The sequence below is a fragment of the Halostagnicola bangensis genome (genome assembly GCF_054653435.1).
This window is the reverse complement of the sequence record NZ_BAAIGG010000002.1, coordinates 3,026,397-3,045,202: the sequence shown is the minus strand read 5'-3', so window position 1 is coordinate 3,045,202 and position 18,806 is coordinate 3,026,397. Positions and strand designations below refer to the sequence as shown.

The window sequence follows — 18,806 nt, the reverse complement described above, 5'->3', positions numbered from 1 at the left end:
TAAGACTCGAGCGCTAGCTGACTTCCCTGGGTCGCCGACCCGTGAGCACCTCCCGTCTCTCGACCCCTCGCCAACTCTCGAATCCCTGCCTATTCGTGAGCACTCGCCAGCCCTCGGGTCCGCAATGTTCAAATTCGAATCGGTACCGGACTTCGCCGTCTGCAAAACGAGACAATCCGTTTATCGAGAGGGATTGAGTGACGAACGATGAGCGGATTCGCCAACAGCTCGGGGACCGGCAACAGAATCGTTTCGATCGCGCTTGGAGCGGGGATACTGTTTGCTTTCGCGCTCGGAACCGTCGGACTCGCCGACACCGCATCGGCCGGAGACGGTCCCGCGGTCGTGACGCCCGAACCGGAGACGATCGAGGCCGATCCCGGCGACGAGTTCGCCGTGACCGTAAATATCGAGAGCCACGGCGGCTACGGACTCGAGTCGCAGGTCGAATCGGTTCGGTTGCTTGCACTCGCCCACCCGGACTATCTCGAGGTTACCGATATCGAGGCCGGGACGTGGCTTGAGGAAGAAGAGACCGAGGTCCGTACGGGGACAGAAATCGCCGACGACGGGTCGATCGCCGAGGCGTTACAATATCGAGATCCGCCGGCGGGTGGGACGACGAACGCAGGCGAGTACGCCACGCTCACTGTTCGGGTGGCCGAGGATGCGCCGCCGTCGGAGGCCACGCTCGAGTTCGACGAGACGGGTGTCATGCTGACGGACAGTTATCCGCAAGTAGTGACCGCTACCGATCTCATCGTCGAGATCGACGGCGGCGGCGACCACCACGATGCCTACGACCACGGCGATCTCGAGGCGTTCGGTCACGCGGAGACGTTCGCCGAGACGGGCGGCGGCGAGGAGATACCGACCGAACTCGCGCCGCCGGAAGAATCGCCGGGGGACGACGAGGAGAGTTCGGGCGAGGTGTCGGAGTCTACCGATTCGGCTTATGGATTCTCCTTTGGTACCGTCGGGCTGGCAGTACTGGTGACGATCGTTTACGGATCCTCGAGGAGAATAACCAGAACGAACCGCTAACGCGGCCGGTACGTGCAGAATCCCCGCGGCGTGACGGACCTGGGTACGTACGATAGGCCATACGAAATCGATCGGGAAGAGAGTCACGTCGAAGAACGAGCGCTCGCGACCAGCCCGAGGAAGCTGGTTTCCCCTTTGTGTTGACCGGTCGCGATCCCGGCGGTTCGTTTTCGCGAGGTGTTGTGTTTCACTCGAAACGAGGAGTGTCTCGAGCCTACAGCAACCAACAGTGCCAGTCAGTCACTGGTCTGTCACCCAGATGAGGGTGTCTCCTGCTCTGGCTCCGCATCTTCATCAGCTGTTCCTCCGACGACCTCCTCGGCTGAGAGTTCTCGCAGGTCCGTCCCGCCACAGTTTGGGCAGCCCACCGTTCCGACGACCTGCATGCTGCCGTCCGCGATGTATTTCGCGGTACTCGGCCTCCCACAGTCCCGACAGACGGCCAGTACTCGCTTCGTCGGGGACGTGTGGTCAGTGCCGTCAGTCTCGGTCTCGGTCTCAGTCTCGGGATGGTGTTCAGTTGTCATGGTCCTGATCTTCCTCGATTTGCGCAACCGTCTGTGCGGAGCCGAGCGAGGCCTGCCCGGCTGTGTGCAAGTAGTCGTTGGCCTCCGTCTGCTTGGCGAACTCGAGATAGGAATCGAGGTGTTCGCCCTGCTCGGTGAGTGTCACCGTGCCGGTCTCCCGATCGAATTCGATGAAACCGTAGTCTTCCAGTTTCGGTAGGTCCGCGTGATGAAGGCCAGCGTACACGCGGTTCGACAGTTCTTCGGTTACCAACTCGACGGTCGTCCGGTTCTCCCACGCGGTCACTTGCTTGGCGATTTCTTCGTGGGTCGCATTCCCACCGTGGTCGGTGAGATAGTAGAGGGTGTATCGCCCGCGCTCGTCCGCAAGGATACCGAATACGACACTTGGCGAGGCGGCCGTGTCACGCGCCGTTTCCCGGTCGGTGACACGGCGGTCGGGTGAGGTATTTGTATCATCGATCGCTTTTGCTTTCGCAGCCGCGTCCGCTTGTTCTTCTGTCGGGTTGAGCGATGCGTCGTTGGTCGATTCGTTAACTGGATCATCAGACATGGTGGCTCGCTCGTCTCGAGTCGACTGATCCTGACTAGCTGCGTCGGGATCTCCGTTAATTTCCAATTATACCCCGTTGAGATCGTCTGGCATCCGTAGTAAAACTGTACAGTCGTAGCGGGGATAAGGACCACCTTCGCAGGCGAAGCCCCTTACCCGGAAAGAGGGTAAATTCGGCTCATACACAAGAAACGACGCTCCTACCTTCGCAAGCGAAGTCCCCATCGGTAAGATATAACTTTGACCCGCCGCTACCCTCAGTATACCACTCCCTGGCTGTGACCACTCCGAACACGAGGGGAGGGGGACAGCCACGAACACACAAGTTGAACATGCTATGATCGTCATTACCGACATCAGTATCCCGGCCCATGCGTTCCCGCTAGGGCGAGTACTTGAAAAGTACCCGAACGTCGAGATCGAATTAGAACGAATCGTCCCGTTGAGCGAAGCGATCATCCCCCTGTTCTGGGTGGATGCTGAGAACGCAGACCACATCGAGGAGACACTCGAAGACGATCCGTTAACGAAGAACGTCGCGCAACTCACCCAGACTGACTCGCGGATCCTCTATGAAATCCAGTGGAGTCCCGACATCAATGGACTCGTCCAGTCGCTTATCGAGAACGATGCCCGCATTCTGGAAGCCGAGGGCACCGCCGACGTGTGGGACTTCCGATTGCAGTTCAGAACTCGCGAGGACCTGAGTGCGTTTCGTGACGCCTGCGAGGCCCACGACATCCCGCTCACGTTGCGACGGTTGTACAATCCAGCGCTGCCCGAAGACGGTGGGCAGCTATCGTCCAACCAGTACGAGACGCTCATCGAGGCCTACAGAGAGGGGTATTTCGAAGTGCCGCGCGGGACCTCAATGGATGCGCTCGCTATGGAGTTCGATATCAGCGACAGTGCGGTCTCCCAGCGGATCCGTCGGGGGACGTCCGCGCTCATCGCTGAAACCCTGCTCACGAACTACAACAGCGGGCATTCCTGACGGCTCTCTCGAGTGGCTGTCTCGACAATCGTGTATTCGCCGACCGATGGACGAATTTAGCGCAGACGTCGATCCAGTCGAACTCGAACGCCCGTTGTACGAGGTGATCGACCCGGACGCATTAGACGCACTCATTTTCCACCACGGACAGGGATGGCTCGTTCGGATGGTCAGCTCCAGTTCAGCTGCTGTGGATACGACGTTATCGTCAGGAGTGACGGGTACGTTACTGTCACCGATCCAGCCGAACCATCAGCGTAGATTAAACGAGAGTAGACTGCACTACCGAAAGCAGTAGATCCATCACCAGCAGTACCTTCGAGAGTCCATATTGGGCCGGGAATATTACTTCGCTACCGAAGGTAAGGTATGTCCGTGGGGCATGTATTGTACTGGTATGGGACGCGAAGACCATGCGTCGATTGATGACACCTTCAGTCTGATCGCACATCCGCGCCAGCGGCTCGTCCTTCAGTATTTCAAACAGCACACGAACCCCGTGGCACTCGATGAGCTCGCGGCCCGGGTTGCCCGCTGGGAGCAAGCTGCGACCGACCCCTCAGATGAGGAGATCAGTCGCGTTCGAACGACTCTTCAGGAGACACATCTCCCAAACCTAATGGCGGCGGGATTGATCGACTATGATTCCGACGATCACACGATCAGGCACGATAGGGCCGCGATTGCGGCGTCGATGGAAACCGCGAACAGCGTCATGGAATTTCTGTGGCACCCCGAAAAAGGGGACGGGAACTGATAGTTTTACTCTCGGAGGATTTGTGTTCCTTGACGGTGAGCCGGTCAGAACTGGTACCGTCGTTCGTCGTCCATGGAGGGATAGTTGTTTGCGCCGGTCATCTCCTCGAAGGTCATTCCGGATAGATATTCGTCGTAGGTCACGTCGTACCCCGAACGAAGGTGGAAATCGAGGGTTCCAGTTTCGACGGTCGACTGAAAGAGCATGTGAACCGCACGACGAACGAGTTCGTCCGTTGCTTCGGGTTCTAAGGCGGTCTCGAGCAGTGCGAGTTCGTTTCTGGTTTCGCGATCCAGCGCGACGTCGAGGTCGTCTCCCAGCTCCGAATACGATTCCGTGATTTCGTCGTTCAGATCGTCGAGGCTCATATGCAGGTGGACTCGAGAACGCCGTATATGGCTTTCGTGCTCGCCTCGCAATCGCCGAGCGGGGCGAAGATCACCACGCCTAAGCCGTCCCTTCCCTAACCACCGGCGATGACAGACGCGGAAGCGGATCAGGACCGACAGTCTGCGTGGACGCTTCCCGACGACAGAGCGGCCGTTCGATCGGCCTTGATCGAGTGGTACGAGGACGACCACCGATCGTTCCCCTGGCGCGAGACCGACGACGCCTACGAGATCCTCGTCAGCGAGGTGATGAGCCAGCAAACCCAACTCGGGCGCGTCGTCGAGGCCTGGGAGGAGTTTCTCGAGCGCTGGCCGACGACGGCCGATCTCGCGGACGCGGATCGCTCGGAAGTCGTCGGCTTCTGGACGTCTCACAGTCTCGGCTACAACAATCGAGCGAAGTACCTCCACGAAGCCGCGGGCCAGGTCGAAGACGAGTACGACGGCGAGTTTCCGGAGACGCCCGACGAACTCGAGAACCTGATGGGAGTTGGTCCCTACACCGCGAACGCGGTCGCGAGCTTCGCGTTCAACAACGGCGACGCTGTGGTGGACACGAACGTCAAGCGCGTCGCGTACCGAGCGTTCGGTATTCCTGACGACGACGACGCGTTCGAGGAGGCGGCGAATCAGCTCATGCCCGAGGGCCGTTCGCGGGTCTGGAACAACGCGATCATGGAACTCGGCGGGGTGGCCTGCGAGCAGACCCCGCGATGTGACGAAGCCGGCTGTCCGTGGCGAGAGCGGTGTGGTGCGTACGCGACAGGGGACTTTACGGCACCCGACGTACCCACACAGCCGTCGTTCGACGGCAGTCGACGGCAGTTTCGCGGGCGGGTGATCGGGACGTTACAGGAGTACGACGAACTCGCAATCGACACGCTCGGCCACCGGATCCGCGTCGACTACACACCCGACGGAGAGCACGGACGGGAGTGGCTCGGGGGAATTCTCACCGACCTCGAAAGCGACGGGCTGGTCGAACTCGAGCAGGGTGAGGACGGTCTCGTCGCGCGACTGTAGATCGACCGAATCGCGGCAGAACACGGGCACGGGCGTTCCGCGGACGTTCGGGCGTTGAGCGCTCGAGCGCAGACTGCGCAAGATCCGACTATCCGCACGGACTCACGGCTCGAGAGTGATCGTGAATCGCTGTTGGTGGGCAAGAAACATGACGAGTGCGAACAGTGCGAACCCGACCTGAACGGCCTCGATGTGGAGGATGATCTGTGTCATCTCGAGTGATATCGGCGGTGAGACGACCGACCAGTCGACGAACCAGACCGACGACAGCAATGCTGTGGCACCCGTCGCGATGAGAAATGCGGGTACTACGGCACACCGAACGCGGGGGAGCCGACTGGAGGGGCGGGCTCCGTGAAACACTCGCCGTTCCAGCGAAAAGTGAGCCGTCAACATCGTAGCGAGGAGGATACCGGCCGCGAGAACGCCGGTGACGCCGCCGACCCACTCGGCGACCAGCAACCAGAGGGTCCACCCGGCGGTGACGAACACTGCGGTACCGAGCCGACGCGGTTGGATGACATCCCCGAGTTGGCTCGTCGTCGCTCCGAAAACGGACGCCCGCACAAGCGAGCCACAGAAGAGAATCCCGATGCCGGCGAGGGCCGTTGAGACGGTCCGCGTCTCGAGGACGACGAGAAGGAACCACGATCCGATCGCGATGGCTTCGATTGCAGTCGTGAAAATTGCGGCGGTCACCCCGATAACCCGTCGTCTCGTCGTTTGACCGAGAACCTCGGGTTGCCGGATGACGCTCATGACAATCACTGGGTTCGGGATGTTCCGGTTTCGTTATGTGAGGCTTTATTCATCTTCAGTTAATTCGGATTACAGGACGTTCCGAGCGGACCGAATTAACAACACACTTAACGACGCGTTTCCCCGTTGAAATCGATGCACGCGATCACGAACAGCGGGTGGATCGAAGTCATCACGGGGAGCATGTTTTCGGGCAAAACGGAGGAACTCCTCCGCCGATTGCGCCGCGCGGAGATCGCGGGCCAGGAGGTTGCAGTGTTCACCCCCGCTATTGACGATCGATACGGAGACGACGTCATCGGATCCCACGACGGCCGGAGTTGGGATGCGACAGCGATCGACCCCGAGACGGATCTCCAGCACATTTTTGCGGAGTGCAACGGGGAGGCGGTCGTCGCGTTCGACGAGGCCAACTTCTTTTCGGACTCACTGGTTGATATCTGCGAAGAACTCGCGGCTGATGACCGACGCGTGATCGTCAGCGGCACCGATCAGACCTACCGCGGAGAACCCTTCGACCCGCTCCCGCAACTGATCGCCGTGGCCGAGTACGTAGAGAAGTTTCGGGCGATCTGTGCGGTCTGTGGCGAACCCGCAACGAGAAATCAACGGTTCGTCGACGGCGAGCCCGCACACGTCGACGACCCGACCATTCTCGTGGGTGCCGAAGAGTCCTACGAGGCGCGCTGTCGTCACTGTCACACGCTTCGAGACGACTAAACGCTGAAATCGATGTTCTCGAGCAAACCCCTCGAGGAACCCGAACTCAAGCCATCCCAACCTCGAACAAATTCGAGTAAGCACGTCTTACTCGCGACTCCGGTCGAGTACGTGGGCGCTACGGTGGCCCGAAAACGGCGATGCGATCGAAACGTTGGACAGAACTATTTAGAGGGATGTTGTCGGCCAAATTATGCCCGACATGGAACAACAGGACGAGTCGCTATCGACTCTCCTCGTCAAGGAAGCAGTCAGTAAAGGAATGGATTCCCCGATGCGAGAACCGATTCTTGAGGCGGTCGAGGAATCCGAGGGGTCTGGGTCGATGGGTGGCCGGGCGCTCCCGCTGGCGGGCGGGCTGATCGGACTGGGTGTCGCGATCGGCTACCTCATCGGTAGCGGCGAGCTGGATACCGACGAGACGCCGCTCGAGGATATCGAGAAACCAGGGCCACTCAGCGAGGCGACCGAAGAGGTGAGTGAAACGATAGAAGAGACCGGCTCCGAATCCGAAGCGGAATCCGAGTCCGAAGCCGATGAAAAAGGCGGATCGAGTCGATTGCCGCGGATCTTTCTCCTGATCGCCGGCATCGTCGGCCTCGAGTTGTTGCGCCGCCGCCGAGGATCCGACGACGACGAAGAGTGGGAGCCGATCGAGGAGTTCGAACCGGCGACGAGTGCGTCGTTCGACGACGAATCGGAAAGCGAGGACGAGCAAGAAGCGACGGCCGGTGACGGTGAGGACGACGACACTGACGAAGCGGTCGAAGAATAGCTGGCGTGATTTATTCGAGTGGATTATTTCGAGCGAACCGACGAGATTCGACAGTCCCTATTCCGTCGACGGTTCGACCTGAAACGTGACCGACACCGAAACGGACGGCCCGGTCAAGTCCCCGCTCATCGATATCGAATAGCTGGCGGCCGACTGTGCGCTCGCGAGGTCGTCGAGTCGTTCCCGAAGCCGCCCGAGCCACTGCTCGAGGTCTCCTGCAATTTGGGGGCTGGCTTCGGCAGTCGTCTCGGGAAGTTCGATCGACGGCTGGTCTTCGAAGTGGGCGTTCGCCAGCATGACGTGTGCCTGTAGCTCCTCGAGCGAGTTCGTCGATTCCAGATCCTCGAGCAATATCGAAAGGCCATCACTATTGGACATACATCACATCGAACCTGACCGGTAAAAGCCATTACGGGGCCCTGTCCATGGTCTATAATGAGAGGGGAAAACCGAGTTATACCGCGCCGCCGGCCTGGTACTCGCCGAACTCATCGCGCATCACGTTGCAGATTTCTCCGACGGTCGCGTAGGATTTGACCGCCTCGATGATATAGGGCATGATGTTCTCGTCACCGTTCGCCGCCTTGCGAAGGGATTCGAGGGTCGCCTCGACCGCTTCGTCGTCGCGTTCGGAACGGACGTTTTCGAGCCCCTCGACCTTTCGGCGTTCGTCTTCCTCGGTGACCTCCTCGACGTCCATCGCCGGATCTTCGTCGACCTCGAACTCGTTGACGCCGACGATGATTCGCTCTTTCTCCTCGATTTCGCGCTGTCGATCGAAGGCCGTATCCTGAATCTGGCGCTGGACCCACTGTTGTTCAACCGCCTCGAGCATGCCGCCGCGTTCGTCGACCTCCTCGAGCAGTTCGTAGGCCTCTTGTTCGACGTCGTCCGTCAGGCTCTCGACGTAGTAGCTACCCGCGAGCGGGTCGATGGTGTCGGCCGCGCCGGACTCGTGGGCGAGGATCTGCTGGGTTCGGAGTGCAGTTCGGACGGATTCTTCAGTGGGGAGGGCAAGCGCCTCGTCCTTGCCGTTGGTGTGAAGGCTCTGGGTTCCGCCCAGAACCGCGGCGAGCGCCTGGTAGGCAACCCGAACGACGTTGTTCTCGATCTGCTGGGCCGTGAGCATCGATCCCGCCGTCTGGGTGTGGAACTTGAGCTGCTTGGATTTCGGATCGTCGGGATCGAACCGCTCGTCCATGATATCGTGCCACATTCGCCGGGCCGCGCGGAATTTCGCGACCTCCTCGAAGATGTTGTTGTGGCCGTTGAAGAAAAAGGATAGTTGGGGAGCGAAGTCGTCGACATCGAGTCCGGCGTCGATCGCGGCCTCGACGTACTCGATGCCGTCGCCCAGCGTGAACGCGAGTTCCTGGGCGGCGGTCGCGCCTGCCTCGCGGATGTGATAGCCCGAAATGGAGATCGTGTTGAACTTCGGCGTTTCCGCGGCACAAAAGTCGAAGATATCCGTGATAATCCGCATCGACGGCTCGGGCGGGTAGATGTACGTGTTTCGCGCGATGTACTCTTTGAGGAGGTCGTTCTGGATCGTCCCGCGGAGTTCCTCTCGGTCGACGCCCTGGTGGTCGCCGACCGCGATGTACATCGCGAGCAACACCGATGCCGGGGCGTTGATCGTCATCGAGGTGCTCACTTCGTCGAGCGGAATCCCGTCGAAAACGGTGAGCATGTCCTCGAGCGAGTCGATCGCCACGCCGGCCTTGCCGACCTCTCCTGCGGCCATCCCGGCGTCGGAGTCATAGCCCATCTGGGTCGGCAGGTCGAAGGCCATCGAGAGTCCGGTCTGGCCCTGATCGAGCAGATAGTGGTAGCGTTCGTTCGTGTCTTCGGGCGTCGAGAATCCGGCGTACTGGCGCATCGTCCAGAGTCGCCCTCGGTGGCCCGTCGAGTAGACACCCCGCGTGTACGGCGGTTCGCCCGGATAACCGATATCTTCCTGGTAATCCAGATCTGCGACGTCCTCGGGCGTGTACAGTCGATCGACCTCCTGTCCGCCCGTATCCGTCGTAAACGACTCTTTTCGTTCACCGAACCGTTCGATCACCGGTTCGACTTCGGTTTCCTGCCACTCTTCGCGCCCGGCGCGGATTTCCTCGAGATCGTCAGGGTCGAACATTATGGATTTCTTGACGGGGGAGGGCTTGAAGGTTAATAAACGCGCGCGACTTGCCACTCGCGGTTCCGGTTCGCTTCGTTCGATCCCGGTCGAAGACTTCGGCCACTTGATCGAGAACCGACCCGTCAACGCAATCTTCCTGCCTCTTTCGAGGGTATCCTACCTGCTTCATGTGCGTATTATCGTCCCGTATCATACTTGTAGGTCGCCGAGTCGGAATCGATCCCGAAGTCTTCGGGGGACTCTTCGGTTGACTCCGCCGATTCGTCGCGTTCGGTTGCCCGCTTGAACGCCTCCCTGAGCCGTTCCGGAAGCTCGAACGATTCGATGTCGAGGACGAGTGGAATCGCCTCCGGGTCGATTCCGTTTCGCTTTTCCTCAAGTCTGTTGACGAGCGGTTCCGGAAGCGAACTCTCTTCGATCCGGTGGAAGCCGAACTGCCGCAGGTAGTCGGCTTCGCCGGTAAGGGCGTAAACGGTTTCGAAGCCGTCGTCTCCCGCGTACTCGACGAGGCGCTCGATAATGTGTGCGCCGACGCCCTGTCCGCGCCAGTTCTCGAGGACGCCGATACTGGTAAGCTCACAGCACTCGGTTGGTTCGTCCTTGGGCGACTCCGTGTCACCGCCTTCCGAATCGACGTCGGTTTTGTGGACGCGAATCCGGGCAAATCCCGCTTTTGCCCCCGACTGTTCGTCGATCGCGACGACGTAGTCTCGAGAGCGAAACGACGTTTCATCGAGACCCATCGCCTCGATGTGATCGAGAAGCCAGACCTCCTCCCTGTTTTTCGCGTCCCGAACGTACATGATTCGACGTACGTGACCGGCACCCTAAAGCGTTTATGGGGGACAATAGCGGGATTCGAACCGATATCGACCGCGAATTGGAAAACGAAACGAGATCGAGTGGCTATTCGTCCTCTTCGACGACTTCCGGATCGCTCATCGCGCTCTGTAAGCTATCGAGGCCGTTGATCCACTCGGTGACGAGGCCGTACTCGAGTTCCTCCGCCATCGTCATGTCGAGTTCTTCGCCGTCGATGATCAGCGTCCCGGCCTGTGCGGCGTAGCCAAGCGCCGCATCGAGATCCTCCTCGGCTTCGGCGTCGGCCGCCGCGCCGACGTAATCGTTGACGTTACCGTCCTCTGCGGGGCCGTCTGCGACGTACTCCTCGGCGGCGAAGAAGACACAGACGAGACTCGTCTGGACGCCGTCGACGAGGATCAGTTTCTCTTCATCGTCGATGTCGACTTCCGAAAGGACGATCTCTCTGACGTCCTGGATCTCCTCGAGTGCGGTCTCCTGATCGATCTCCCCGTCGTCGTAGGCCGCGACGATTTTCGCGATGGCGATCGCCGTGTCGTCCTGCAGGTTCAAGAGCAGGCGCGCGGACGATTCGTCTTCCGGATCGATATCCTCGTCCTGGATACGACCGATCCAGTTTTGCCACCGTTCTGCTGAATAAAACTCCGTCGGGGGATTGCTCATACTCACACCTACACCGGCCGCTTGAAATGCCTTTCTCTACATCAGTCGTTCCCTGGAAGTGTCAAACCGCGAGTTTGCCGGGCGCTGCCCACGTTTCGAGCAGAACTACGGTCGAGCCACGCCCGCGCCTGCTACGTGTTTCCGAGCGTCGCCTTCGTATCGATTCCGTAGACGCGTTCCGGCGTCTCGAGGTGGGCAATCCGGACCGCATCTTCGAGGCCCTCCTCGAGCAGCCAGCGAACCCGCCGGGGAACCGTTTTCGGCCCGAGCACGGCACCCGGCCGGTCGGGGTCGTCGACGAAGTCGGTCTCCATCAGGAACGGCTCGCCGCGCTCGGCCGCGACCTCGAGTCGATCCTTCTCGCTCATGACGCTCGGCGTCGGCCCCTCGAGCCGACCCGCGGCGTAGTGTTTGACGACGCGATGAGCCGGAAGTCCCGCCTCTTCCGCCCACGCGGCGACCTCCGGAAGCGATTCGCTCGCTTCGGTGTGCAACTGAACCGCACACTCGAGGGCCGCGCCGTGGTCGAACGCGTGGCGCATGACGTCGTTGGAGGCGTCCCAGACGGCGTCGTCGACGTCGTAGTGAGGACGCCCCGACTTCAGCGCCAGCGCGTCGCCGGATTCGACGTACTCGGCGGCGAGATCGATCCCACCTTGCATAACGTCTCGAGCGGCTTCCGGTTCGTATTCGCGCTCGTCGACCAGCCGCGAGACCAGCCCGGGGTGGACCCCGAGGACGGGCCAGGCTCGCCCATCGAGCACCTCGGAGGCCTCCTCGACGACCTCGATCGTTCGCTCGAAGACCGGGCGAAAGTCCTCGCCGGTTTCTGCCTCGACGCCGAGGTACCACGAGGGTTTGTTGACGACCAGTAGATGCGTTCCGCCGAGTCGAGCGAAGTCTTCGACGGCGTCGATACCGCGACCGTGGTCCGGATCCAGATGCATGTGGTTGTCCAGTACCGGCGTCTCTTCGTCGATCATGTGCGGATATGGGCCCGCCTCGAGTGAAAAGTCACCGACTTGCTGTCGACTCGAACGAAGGCGACAGTCCGACATTCCAACCAGTAGAAATACACACGAGGATTGCATCTACCCGACCAATGAGCGTTCGATCCGCGATCGTGCTGGCCGCGGGTGAAGGAATTCGTCTTCGTCCGCTGACCAGACATCGCCCCAAACCGATGTTGCCAGCCGCGACGAAGCCAATCCTCGAGCACGTTTTCGACGAACTCATCGACGCCGGCATCGAGCGACTGACTGTTGTTGTCGGCTACGGACGGACCGCCGTTCAGTCCCACTTCGGGTCGACCTACCGGGACGTCCCGATCGAGTACGCGATCCAGAACAAACAACTCGGCAGCGCCCACGCGCTCGAAGCGGCGCTGCCGACCGTCGACGAAACGTCGCTCGTCGTCAACGGCGACCAGCTCATCGACGCGTCGATTATCGAGGATACGATCGATCGCCACGACTCGGATGCGGCCGGAACAATCGCGGTGATCTCCTCAAGTAACGTTACGGAATACGGCGGCGTCATCGTCGACTCGGACGACACCGTTGCCGAACTCGTCGAGAATCCGACCGACGACAGAAACTATCGGCTCAACGCGGGCGTCTACGTACTGGAACCGGAATCAATCGACATCGTGACGACTGTCGACTCGTGTCACGGAGAGTACTCGCTGATCGATGGATTCTCCAGCCTACTCGAGCGGGGAGAGACCGTCAACGCGGCCCGAACCAGCGGGGAATGGATAGACGCGACGTACCCCTGGGATCTCCTCGAGGTCGCCGAAACGCTGTTCGAAACGGGGACCGTCGAGAGCTGTATCGCGCCCTCGGCACAGGTTCACGAGTCGGCGACGATCGTCGAGCCGTCGATTATCGCTCCGGACTGCGTGATCGGCCCCGGTGCGGTCGTCGGGCCGTACGTCTCGCTCGGCGACAATGTCACCGTCGGGTCGAACGCAACGCTCGAAACCAGCGTCATCGATTCGGATACCCGGATCGGAGCGAACGCGACGGTCGCCGACTGCGTCACCGGCCGAGGCGTCGAAATCGGGACCGGATCGACGGTCGTCGGCGGGCCTGGTGACGTCCGAGTCGAAACGACGGTTCACGAGGGAGAACGGCTGGGTGCGTTACTGGCCGATCGCACGCGAGACCAGGGCGGCGTCACCTACGGGCCGGGGACCATCGTCGGTTCCGAGGTGACGATCCACGCGGGGGCGACGGTGAGCGGGTCGATCGACTCCGAGACGGAGGTCCGGTAGGAATGTGTGGCATAATCGGTTACGTCGGCTCGGCGGACGCCAACACGCCCGACGCGATCGACATCCTGCTCGACGGGCTCTCGGAACTCGAGTATCGGGGATATGATTCCGCTGGCGTCGCGCTCGCCAACGCGGAACTCGACGTGTACAAATCCGAGGGCGAACTCGAGCAACTCGTCTCGTCGCTTTCGGTATCTGAGCTTCGCGAACCCGGGGTCGGCATCGGCCACACGCGCTGGAGCACCCACGGACCGCCGACGGACACGAACGCGCATCCCCACACCGACGACGGCGGGCGCGTCGCGGTCGTTCACAACGGAATCATCGAGAACTATCAGACGCTTCGAGACGAGCTAACGGCTGAGGGCGTGACCTTCGAGAGCGAAACCGACACCGAGGTCGTTCCGCATCTTATCAGTCTGTATCTCGAGTCGGCCGAGAACGCAGACGGCGTTCGGAGTGACGGGGGGAGCATCGTCTACGAACGAGCGTTCCGCCGGGCAATCGACCGGATCGAGGGCAGTTACGCCATCGCGGCCGTCTTCGAGGGCGACGAGACGGTCTACGCGACGCGAAAGGAGTCCCCGCTCGTGCTCGGCATCGAGGAGAACGGCGACGGACGTGCCGGGGATGCCGACGGACAGTCGGCCGGAGCCGAAGGTGGCTACTACCTCGCCAGCGACGTACCGGCGTTCATCGAGCACACCGACCGCGTCGTGTACCTCGAGGACGAGGAGTTCGTTCGCCTCAACGGTGACGGATACGAGGTTAGCGATGAAGACGGAACGACCATCGAGAAGACGGTCAAAACGGTTGATTTTGACGCCGAGGATACGGGAAAAAGCGGGTACGACCACCACATGCTCAAGGAGATCCACGAACAGCCCTCGGCGCTCAGGCAGTGTCTCCGCAGTCGAGTCGACGAACTGGCGGGGACCGTCACGCTCGAGGAACTCGATACGTTCGTCGAGCAGGAGTTCGCCGCCCCGATACAGTTCGTCGCCTGCGGAACCTCGTACCACGCCGCCCTCTACGGAGCGTCGCTGTTGCAACAGCGGGGAATACACGCGACCGCAACCATCGCGAGTGAGTACACGACTGACCGCGTTCCGGTCGACGACGACACGCTCGTCGTCGGCATCACCCAGAGCGGGGAAACGGCGGACACGCTTCGTGCGCTCCGCGAGGCAAACCGCGCCGGCGGGACGACCCTCGCCGTGACCAACACCGTGGGAAGCTCCGCCGCTCGAGCGTGCGACCACGCGCTGTACATTCGAGCGGGGCCGGAAATCGGCGTCGCGGCGACGAAGACGTTCGCGAGCCAACAGCTGACACTGTTGGTCCTGAGCGTCGCCGTGAGCAGTCAGATCTCGCACGACGAGATCCAATCGTTACGCCGCGTTCCGGATCAGGTACGGACGATACTCGAAACAACGAGCGCGCGGGCGGTTGCCGAGGAACTCGTCGGCTCCGATGCGTTCTTTTTCATCGGACGCGGCTTGCACTACCCGGTCGCACTGGAGGGCGCGCTGAAGTTCAAGGAGATTACGTACGAACACGCCGAGGGCTTTGCGGCCGGCGAACTGAAACACGGTCCGCTCGCGCTGGTCACCGAGAACACGCCCGTCTTCGCGGTCGTGACGGGAGACGGCCAGACGGCACGCAAGACGATTTCGAATATCAAAGAGGTCGAGGCTCGAGACGCTCCGGTGGTCGTCGTCACCGACGGCGCGTCCGACGTCGAACGGTACGCGGATTACGTTCTGGGAATCCCCGAAACCAACGAACGCTACGCGGCCGTCCTCGCGAACGTACAGTTACAACTCATCGCCTACTGGGTCGCCAACACGATGGGGAGATCGATCGACAAGCCGCGAAACCTCGCCAAGAGCGTGACCGTCGAATGACCGGCGACTTGTCGGCAGGGCGGTGGGGACCGGACCGATCTCGGGGGGAGAGGTTCCGATGAACGAGTACTGGGACCTCATCGTCGCCATCCTCGCCGGGGTCGTCCAGGGCATCGTCGAGTGGCTCCCAGTTTCCTCGCAGGGGAACCTCTCGCTGTTTCTCACCCTGATGGACATCTCCCCGGATCACGCCCTGCAACTCGCGCTGTTCTTGCAACTCGGAACGACGCTCTCTGCAACGCTGTATTACCGCGACGAAATCCTCGAGAGTCTCGAGGCCGTTCCCCAGTGGCGACCTCGGTCGGCGTTTACCGGGCCGAACGCGGTGACATCGTTCGTGGTCGTCGCGTGTTTTGCCACCGGGCTGATCGGGCTTCCGATCTACTTCCTCGCCGTCGATATCGCGAGCGAACTCAGCGGCGGCCTGTTCATCGCCGCAATCGGCGTCTTGCTCGTCCTGACCGGCGTACTGGAGTTGGCCTCGAAGTCGGTGGATCTCGCGGATCGGGAGGATCCGACGTTTCGCGACGCCGTGATCGTCGGCGGCTTTCAGGGACTCTCAATACTCCCCGGCATCTCCCGCTCGGGAGTTACCACGAGCGTCCTCCTCTTTCGGTCATATCAAGCACCCTCAGCGTTCCGTCTCTCCTTTCTCCTCTCGATTCCGACCGGGATCGGCGCGGGCGCATTGATCTTCGTTACAGAGGGAGGTATCCCGGGGGTGAGCCTCGAGATGGCCGCAGTCGCAGTCCTCACGAGCGCGGTCGTCGGCTACGCGACGATCGGGATCCTGATGCGAATCGTCGAGCGAATCCCCTTCTGGATCGTCTGTTTCGGCCTCGGCGGACTGGCGATCGTCGGCGGAGGCGGTGTGACGCTACTCGTGGCTTGAAAAGCGGCGGCTACAGATCAGACAGGTCGTGTTAGTCCTCCGCCGGATTCTCTTCGATACTGCCGCGTTCTCGCATCATTGAGGTTCCCCGATCGATCCATCGACGGCGATAGAAGACGACGCCGAGGTAGGCAACCCGGAAGACGAAGTCGAGGACGACCGCGACGTAGGCCGCGACGACGCCGTACTCGAGGACGACACCGAAGACGTAGGTAAAGCCAAGCAGGAAGACGAAGGTTCCGATGACGCGTGCGATAAAGGGTGGGATCGTCTCGCTCCCCCCGCGGAGCGAGCCGGCGAGGGTGAGGTAGGCGGCGATCAGGACCGCCGCAATGGCGTACGCCTGCGCGAAGCCGCTCGCGTAGCCAACCGTCGCCGGATCGTCGGTAAACACGAGGACGAACTGCTCGGCGAAGAAAAAGAGCAAGAGACAGAAGCCGCCGACGGTGAGCGTACTCAGTGCAGTTGCGGCCGCGCCGTTGTAGAACGCCGTTTTGGGTTCGCCTCGGCCGAGTGACTGCCCAACCATAATGTTCGCCGCAACGCCGTAGCCACGGGCGAGCGGCGAGGCGACCTGTTGGTACATTCGGCGGCCGATGTGGTAGGCGGCGTTGACCTCGGTGCCGAACGCCAGCAAAATCGCGTTAAACGGGAATTCGGCGAACATCTCGGTGAGGCCCTCGGCGATTCGCGGCCAGCTGATGAGGATGAGCTGTTTGGTGATGACCAACTGTCGCGGAACGACGTACTGGATCTCGTTGAGCGGCGACCAGAGAATCAATAGGAAGGTAAGCGCGCCGAGCGTGTCCGAGACCGCTGTCGCGAGCGCGATTCCGACGACACCGAGTTCCGGAAACGGGCCGAGGCCCAGCGCGAGCCCGACGGTCGCGACGATGTTGAGAGCGTTAACGACACCGTTTACGTACATCGGCGTTCTCGTGTCGCCGGTGCCGTGGATCGAGCGCGCGGCGATGAAATTAACGTGGATCGCGGGCGCGGAGACCATGATGATCATGAGGTACGTGCTCCCGTACTCGATCACGTCCGCCATCGCGCCCTCTTCGGCGAGCGAACCCAGAATAGCGATCGCGTACTCGTTGAGAAAAAGCCCGAACAGGATGAACGGGATGCCACCGAGAAGCCCGATCAACAGCGCCTGTGTCACCGCCTGATTTCTGTTAGCGTCCGCATCAGCGCCGGTATCCTGACTCGAGAGGGCGATCGCACCGTCGCCGATACCGATTCCGAACCGAAGCGGGAATCGAGCGTAGATATCCGCGAGTCCGACTGCGGCGACCGCGGCCGGTGAAAAGAGTCCCGCGACGATCAGATCCGTCGTCCGCATCAACGTCCGGAGCACCTGTTCGGCCATCACCGGCCACGACAGGCTAAAGACGCGTTTCCAGACTCGCCAGAATCGGTGGCTGGCCAGCGACAGGACGACGACGAACACGGTTGGGATTCAAACGTTCGAGGATTAAGTATTGAGTTGGCGGAAAGGTGACCCGGAAGTCCCATCGGCGGTTTCGGACCCATTCTGTTCCGATATCGTTGCAATCCTGTTCCGATATCGTTACAATTCGATGGGAAACAACGAAACCCATTACCACCTCCAGTTGGTAGGTCGAGCACGAGCGATCTCTCGAGGATGAATTTCCAATGGACCCGTTCACATTCCTTGGCATCGACGTGGCGTTGTTCCTCCTTATCGGCGTCCTCGCCGGAGCCCACTGTATCGGGATGTGCGGGCCACTGGTAACGATCTATGCGGGAAAGATGGACGACGGGCAGTCGGATACTCGAGCGAGCGGCCACCTTTCGACCTACGAAGTCCGTCAGCACGCGCTGTTCAACATCGGTCGAACGGCGAGCTACACCCTTCTCGGCGCGGCATTCGGCGCGCTCGGGAGTCTGTTGTTCGTGACGGCCGACTCGCTGACGCCCGTCGTCGATCTCGCCCGCGGCGGTATCGGTGTCCTCGTCGGCGGCTTCATCGTCGCGACCGGCATCTACTATCTCCTCGGTCGGACCACTGGCGGCGTCTCGGTTCCCGGCCTCGAGCGGGTGAGTGCCTGGCTCGCTACGCACGTTGACCGGCTCGCGAACGGTCCCGGAATCGTTGGGCTCGGAGCCGTCCACGGATTGCTCCCGTGTCCGATCCTCTATCCGGCGTTTTTGTACGCGTTCGCAACTGGCTCACCGCTGGGCGGCGGGATTGCACTCGCCGCGCTCGGGATCGGAACGATCCCCGCGGTGTTCGCCTACGGAACCGTCATCGACGCCGTCAACGCGGTTCACCGACGCCGGGTCCACCGCTTGCTCGGCGTCGCGTTCGTCGTCCTCGGCTACGTGTTGCTCGCCCACGGACTGATGAGTCTCGGATACCCCGTTCCGCACCCGGAACTGCCGTTTTACGACGGTATCGACGCTCCGGGAGCAGGAGGTCACGAGCACCACTAACTGATCGGATCGTCACGAACCAACCGAATCACCACAAACCAACCGAATTACCACGAACCAACCGAATCGCCACGAAATAACGAACCGCAAACTGATCGAATCACCA

General features: G+C 61.1%; 21 protein-coding genes. 11 read left to right on the top strand and 10 right to left on the bottom strand.

Annotated elements, in window-relative coordinates; genetic code table 11:
• Nucleotides 1-207 precede the first annotated feature (207 nt).
• Nucleotides 208-1,044 carry a hypothetical protein gene (locus ACYQ14_RS16960; RefSeq protein WP_459889591.1) on the top strand — a complete coding sequence of 279 codons (837 nt, stop codon included), beginning with the start codon at nucleotides 208-210 and terminating at the stop codon, nucleotides 1,042-1,044.
• Nucleotides 1,045-1,295: 251 nt separating this feature from the next.
• On the opposite strand, the gene ACYQ14_RS16955 is transcribed toward ACYQ14_RS16960, so the two are convergent.
• The gene (locus ACYQ14_RS16955; protein ID WP_459889589.1) at nucleotides 1,296-1,571 is read right to left on the bottom strand and encodes a hypothetical protein; all 276 of its coding nucleotides are present in this window, start codon (nucleotides 1,569-1,571) and stop codon (nucleotides 1,296-1,298) included.
• Nucleotides 1,561-2,124, bottom strand: coding sequence for a DUF7344 domain-containing protein (locus tag ACYQ14_RS16950; protein ID WP_459889587.1), 564 nt, complete (start codon nucleotides 2,122-2,124; stop codon nucleotides 1,561-1,563). The genes ACYQ14_RS16955 and ACYQ14_RS16950 overlap by 11 nt, the downstream gene beginning before the upstream one ends.
• A 337-nt stretch (nucleotides 2,125-2,461) precedes the next feature.
• Here ACYQ14_RS16950 and ACYQ14_RS16945 point away from each other — a divergent pair, with 337 nt between their 5' ends.
• From ACYQ14_RS16945 to ACYQ14_RS16935, 3 genes are all read left to right on the top strand, one after another.
• Complete coding sequence (locus ACYQ14_RS16945) at nucleotides 2,462-3,118, top strand: helix-turn-helix domain-containing protein (RefSeq protein ID WP_459889585.1); 657 nt, start codon at nucleotides 2,462-2,464, stop codon at nucleotides 3,116-3,118.
• A complete protein-coding gene (locus ACYQ14_RS16940; RefSeq protein ID WP_459889583.1) occupies nucleotides 3,000-3,416 on the top strand; it encodes a HalOD1 output domain-containing protein in 417 nt (138 codons plus the stop codon). Before ACYQ14_RS16945 ends, ACYQ14_RS16940 begins: the two co-directional genes overlap by 119 nt.
• Before the next feature lie 99 nt (nucleotides 3,417-3,515).
• Nucleotides 3,516-3,875, top strand: coding sequence for a DUF7344 domain-containing protein (locus ACYQ14_RS16935; protein WP_459889581.1), 360 nt, complete (start codon nucleotides 3,516-3,518; stop codon nucleotides 3,873-3,875).
• 44 nt (nucleotides 3,876-3,919) lie between these two features.
• On the opposite strand, the gene ACYQ14_RS16930 is transcribed toward ACYQ14_RS16935, so the two are convergent.
• Nucleotides 3,920-4,243, bottom strand: coding sequence for a ribbon-helix-helix protein (locus ACYQ14_RS16930; protein ID WP_459889579.1), 324 nt, complete (start codon nucleotides 4,241-4,243; stop codon nucleotides 3,920-3,922).
• 108 nt (nucleotides 4,244-4,351) lie between these two features.
• Between ACYQ14_RS16930 and ACYQ14_RS16925 the strand changes: the two genes are divergently transcribed.
• Entirely contained in the window at nucleotides 4,352-5,287 is a 936-nt protein-coding gene (locus tag ACYQ14_RS16925) for an HhH-GPD family protein (protein ID WP_459889577.1), read from the top strand.
• Between the two features lie 102 nt (nucleotides 5,288-5,389).
• On the opposite strand, the gene ACYQ14_RS16920 is transcribed toward ACYQ14_RS16925, so the two are convergent.
• Entirely contained in the window at nucleotides 5,390-6,046 is a 657-nt protein-coding gene (locus ACYQ14_RS16920; RefSeq protein ID WP_459889575.1) for a hypothetical protein, read from the bottom strand.
• Nucleotides 6,047-6,181: 135 nt separating this feature from the next.
• Here ACYQ14_RS16920 and ACYQ14_RS16915 point away from each other — a divergent pair, with 135 nt between their 5' ends.
• Nucleotides 6,182-6,766 carry a thymidine kinase gene (locus ACYQ14_RS16915; RefSeq protein WP_459889573.1) on the top strand — a complete coding sequence of 195 codons (585 nt, stop codon included), beginning with the start codon at nucleotides 6,182-6,184 and terminating at the stop codon, nucleotides 6,764-6,766.
• A gap of 193 nt (nucleotides 6,767-6,959) precedes the next feature.
• Nucleotides 6,960-7,541 carry a hypothetical protein gene (locus tag ACYQ14_RS16910; RefSeq protein WP_459889571.1) on the top strand — a complete coding sequence of 194 codons (582 nt, stop codon included), beginning with the start codon at nucleotides 6,960-6,962 and terminating at the stop codon, nucleotides 7,539-7,541.
• Between the two features lie 57 nt (nucleotides 7,542-7,598).
• Here ACYQ14_RS16910 and ACYQ14_RS16905 read toward each other — a convergent pair whose 3' ends face one another.
• The 5 genes from ACYQ14_RS16905 to ACYQ14_RS16885 form a co-directional block, all read right to left on the bottom strand.
• On the bottom strand, nucleotides 7,599-7,919 hold the full coding sequence (locus tag ACYQ14_RS16905; protein ID WP_459889569.1) for a hypothetical protein: 321 nt from the start codon (nucleotides 7,917-7,919) through the stop codon (nucleotides 7,599-7,601).
• Nucleotides 7,920-7,995: 76 nt separating this feature from the next.
• On the bottom strand, nucleotides 7,996-9,678 hold the full coding sequence (locus tag ACYQ14_RS16900; RefSeq protein ID WP_459889567.1) for an acyl-CoA mutase large subunit family protein: 1,683 nt from the start codon (nucleotides 9,676-9,678) through the stop codon (nucleotides 7,996-7,998).
• 179 nt (nucleotides 9,679-9,857) lie between these two features.
• Nucleotides 9,858-10,484: a GNAT family N-acetyltransferase gene (locus ACYQ14_RS16895; protein WP_459889565.1), complete on the bottom strand. Its 627-nt coding sequence runs from the start codon at nucleotides 10,482-10,484 to the stop codon at nucleotides 9,858-9,860.
• 103 nt (nucleotides 10,485-10,587) lie between these two features.
• Nucleotides 10,588-11,166, bottom strand: coding sequence for a DUF2150 family protein (locus tag ACYQ14_RS16890; protein ID WP_459889563.1), 579 nt, complete (start codon nucleotides 11,164-11,166; stop codon nucleotides 10,588-10,590).
• Between the two features lie 131 nt (nucleotides 11,167-11,297).
• Nucleotides 11,298-12,149, bottom strand: a complete 852-nt coding sequence (locus ACYQ14_RS16885) for a TatD family hydrolase (RefSeq protein ID WP_459889561.1) — start codon at nucleotides 12,147-12,149, stop codon at nucleotides 11,298-11,300.
• A 119-nt stretch (nucleotides 12,150-12,268) separates the two neighbouring features.
• Here ACYQ14_RS16885 and ACYQ14_RS16880 point away from each other — a divergent pair, with 119 nt between their 5' ends.
• The 3 genes from ACYQ14_RS16880 to ACYQ14_RS16870 are packed head-to-tail and all read left to right on the top strand — an operon-like array spanning nucleotide 12,269 to nucleotide 16,240.
• Nucleotides 12,269-13,441 (top strand): sugar phosphate nucleotidyltransferase, encoded by a 1,173-nt coding sequence (locus ACYQ14_RS16880; RefSeq protein WP_459889559.1) that lies wholly within the window; start codon nucleotides 12,269-12,271, stop codon nucleotides 13,439-13,441.
• 2 nt (nucleotides 13,442-13,443) lie between these two features.
• Complete coding sequence (gene glmS, locus ACYQ14_RS16875; protein ID WP_459889557.1) at nucleotides 13,444-15,348, top strand: glutamine--fructose-6-phosphate transaminase (isomerizing); 1,905 nt, start codon at nucleotides 13,444-13,446, stop codon at nucleotides 15,346-15,348.
• Between the two features lie 58 nt (nucleotides 15,349-15,406).
• Nucleotides 15,407-16,240 carry an undecaprenyl-diphosphate phosphatase gene (locus tag ACYQ14_RS16870; protein ID WP_459889555.1) on the top strand — a complete coding sequence of 278 codons (834 nt, stop codon included), beginning with the start codon at nucleotides 15,407-15,409 and terminating at the stop codon, nucleotides 16,238-16,240.
• 31 nt (nucleotides 16,241-16,271) lie between these two features.
• On the opposite strand, the gene ACYQ14_RS16865 is transcribed toward ACYQ14_RS16870, so the two are convergent.
• A complete protein-coding gene (locus tag ACYQ14_RS16865) occupies nucleotides 16,272-17,693 on the bottom strand; it encodes an MATE family efflux transporter (RefSeq protein WP_459889553.1) in 1,422 nt (473 codons plus the stop codon).
• A 206-nt stretch (nucleotides 17,694-17,899) separates the two neighbouring features.
• Between ACYQ14_RS16865 and ACYQ14_RS16860 the strand changes: the two genes are divergently transcribed.
• A complete protein-coding gene (locus ACYQ14_RS16860) occupies nucleotides 17,900-18,700 on the top strand; it encodes a sulfite exporter TauE/SafE family protein (RefSeq protein ID WP_459889551.1) in 801 nt (266 codons plus the stop codon).
• The last annotated feature ends 106 nt before the right edge of the window (nucleotides 18,701-18,806 follow it).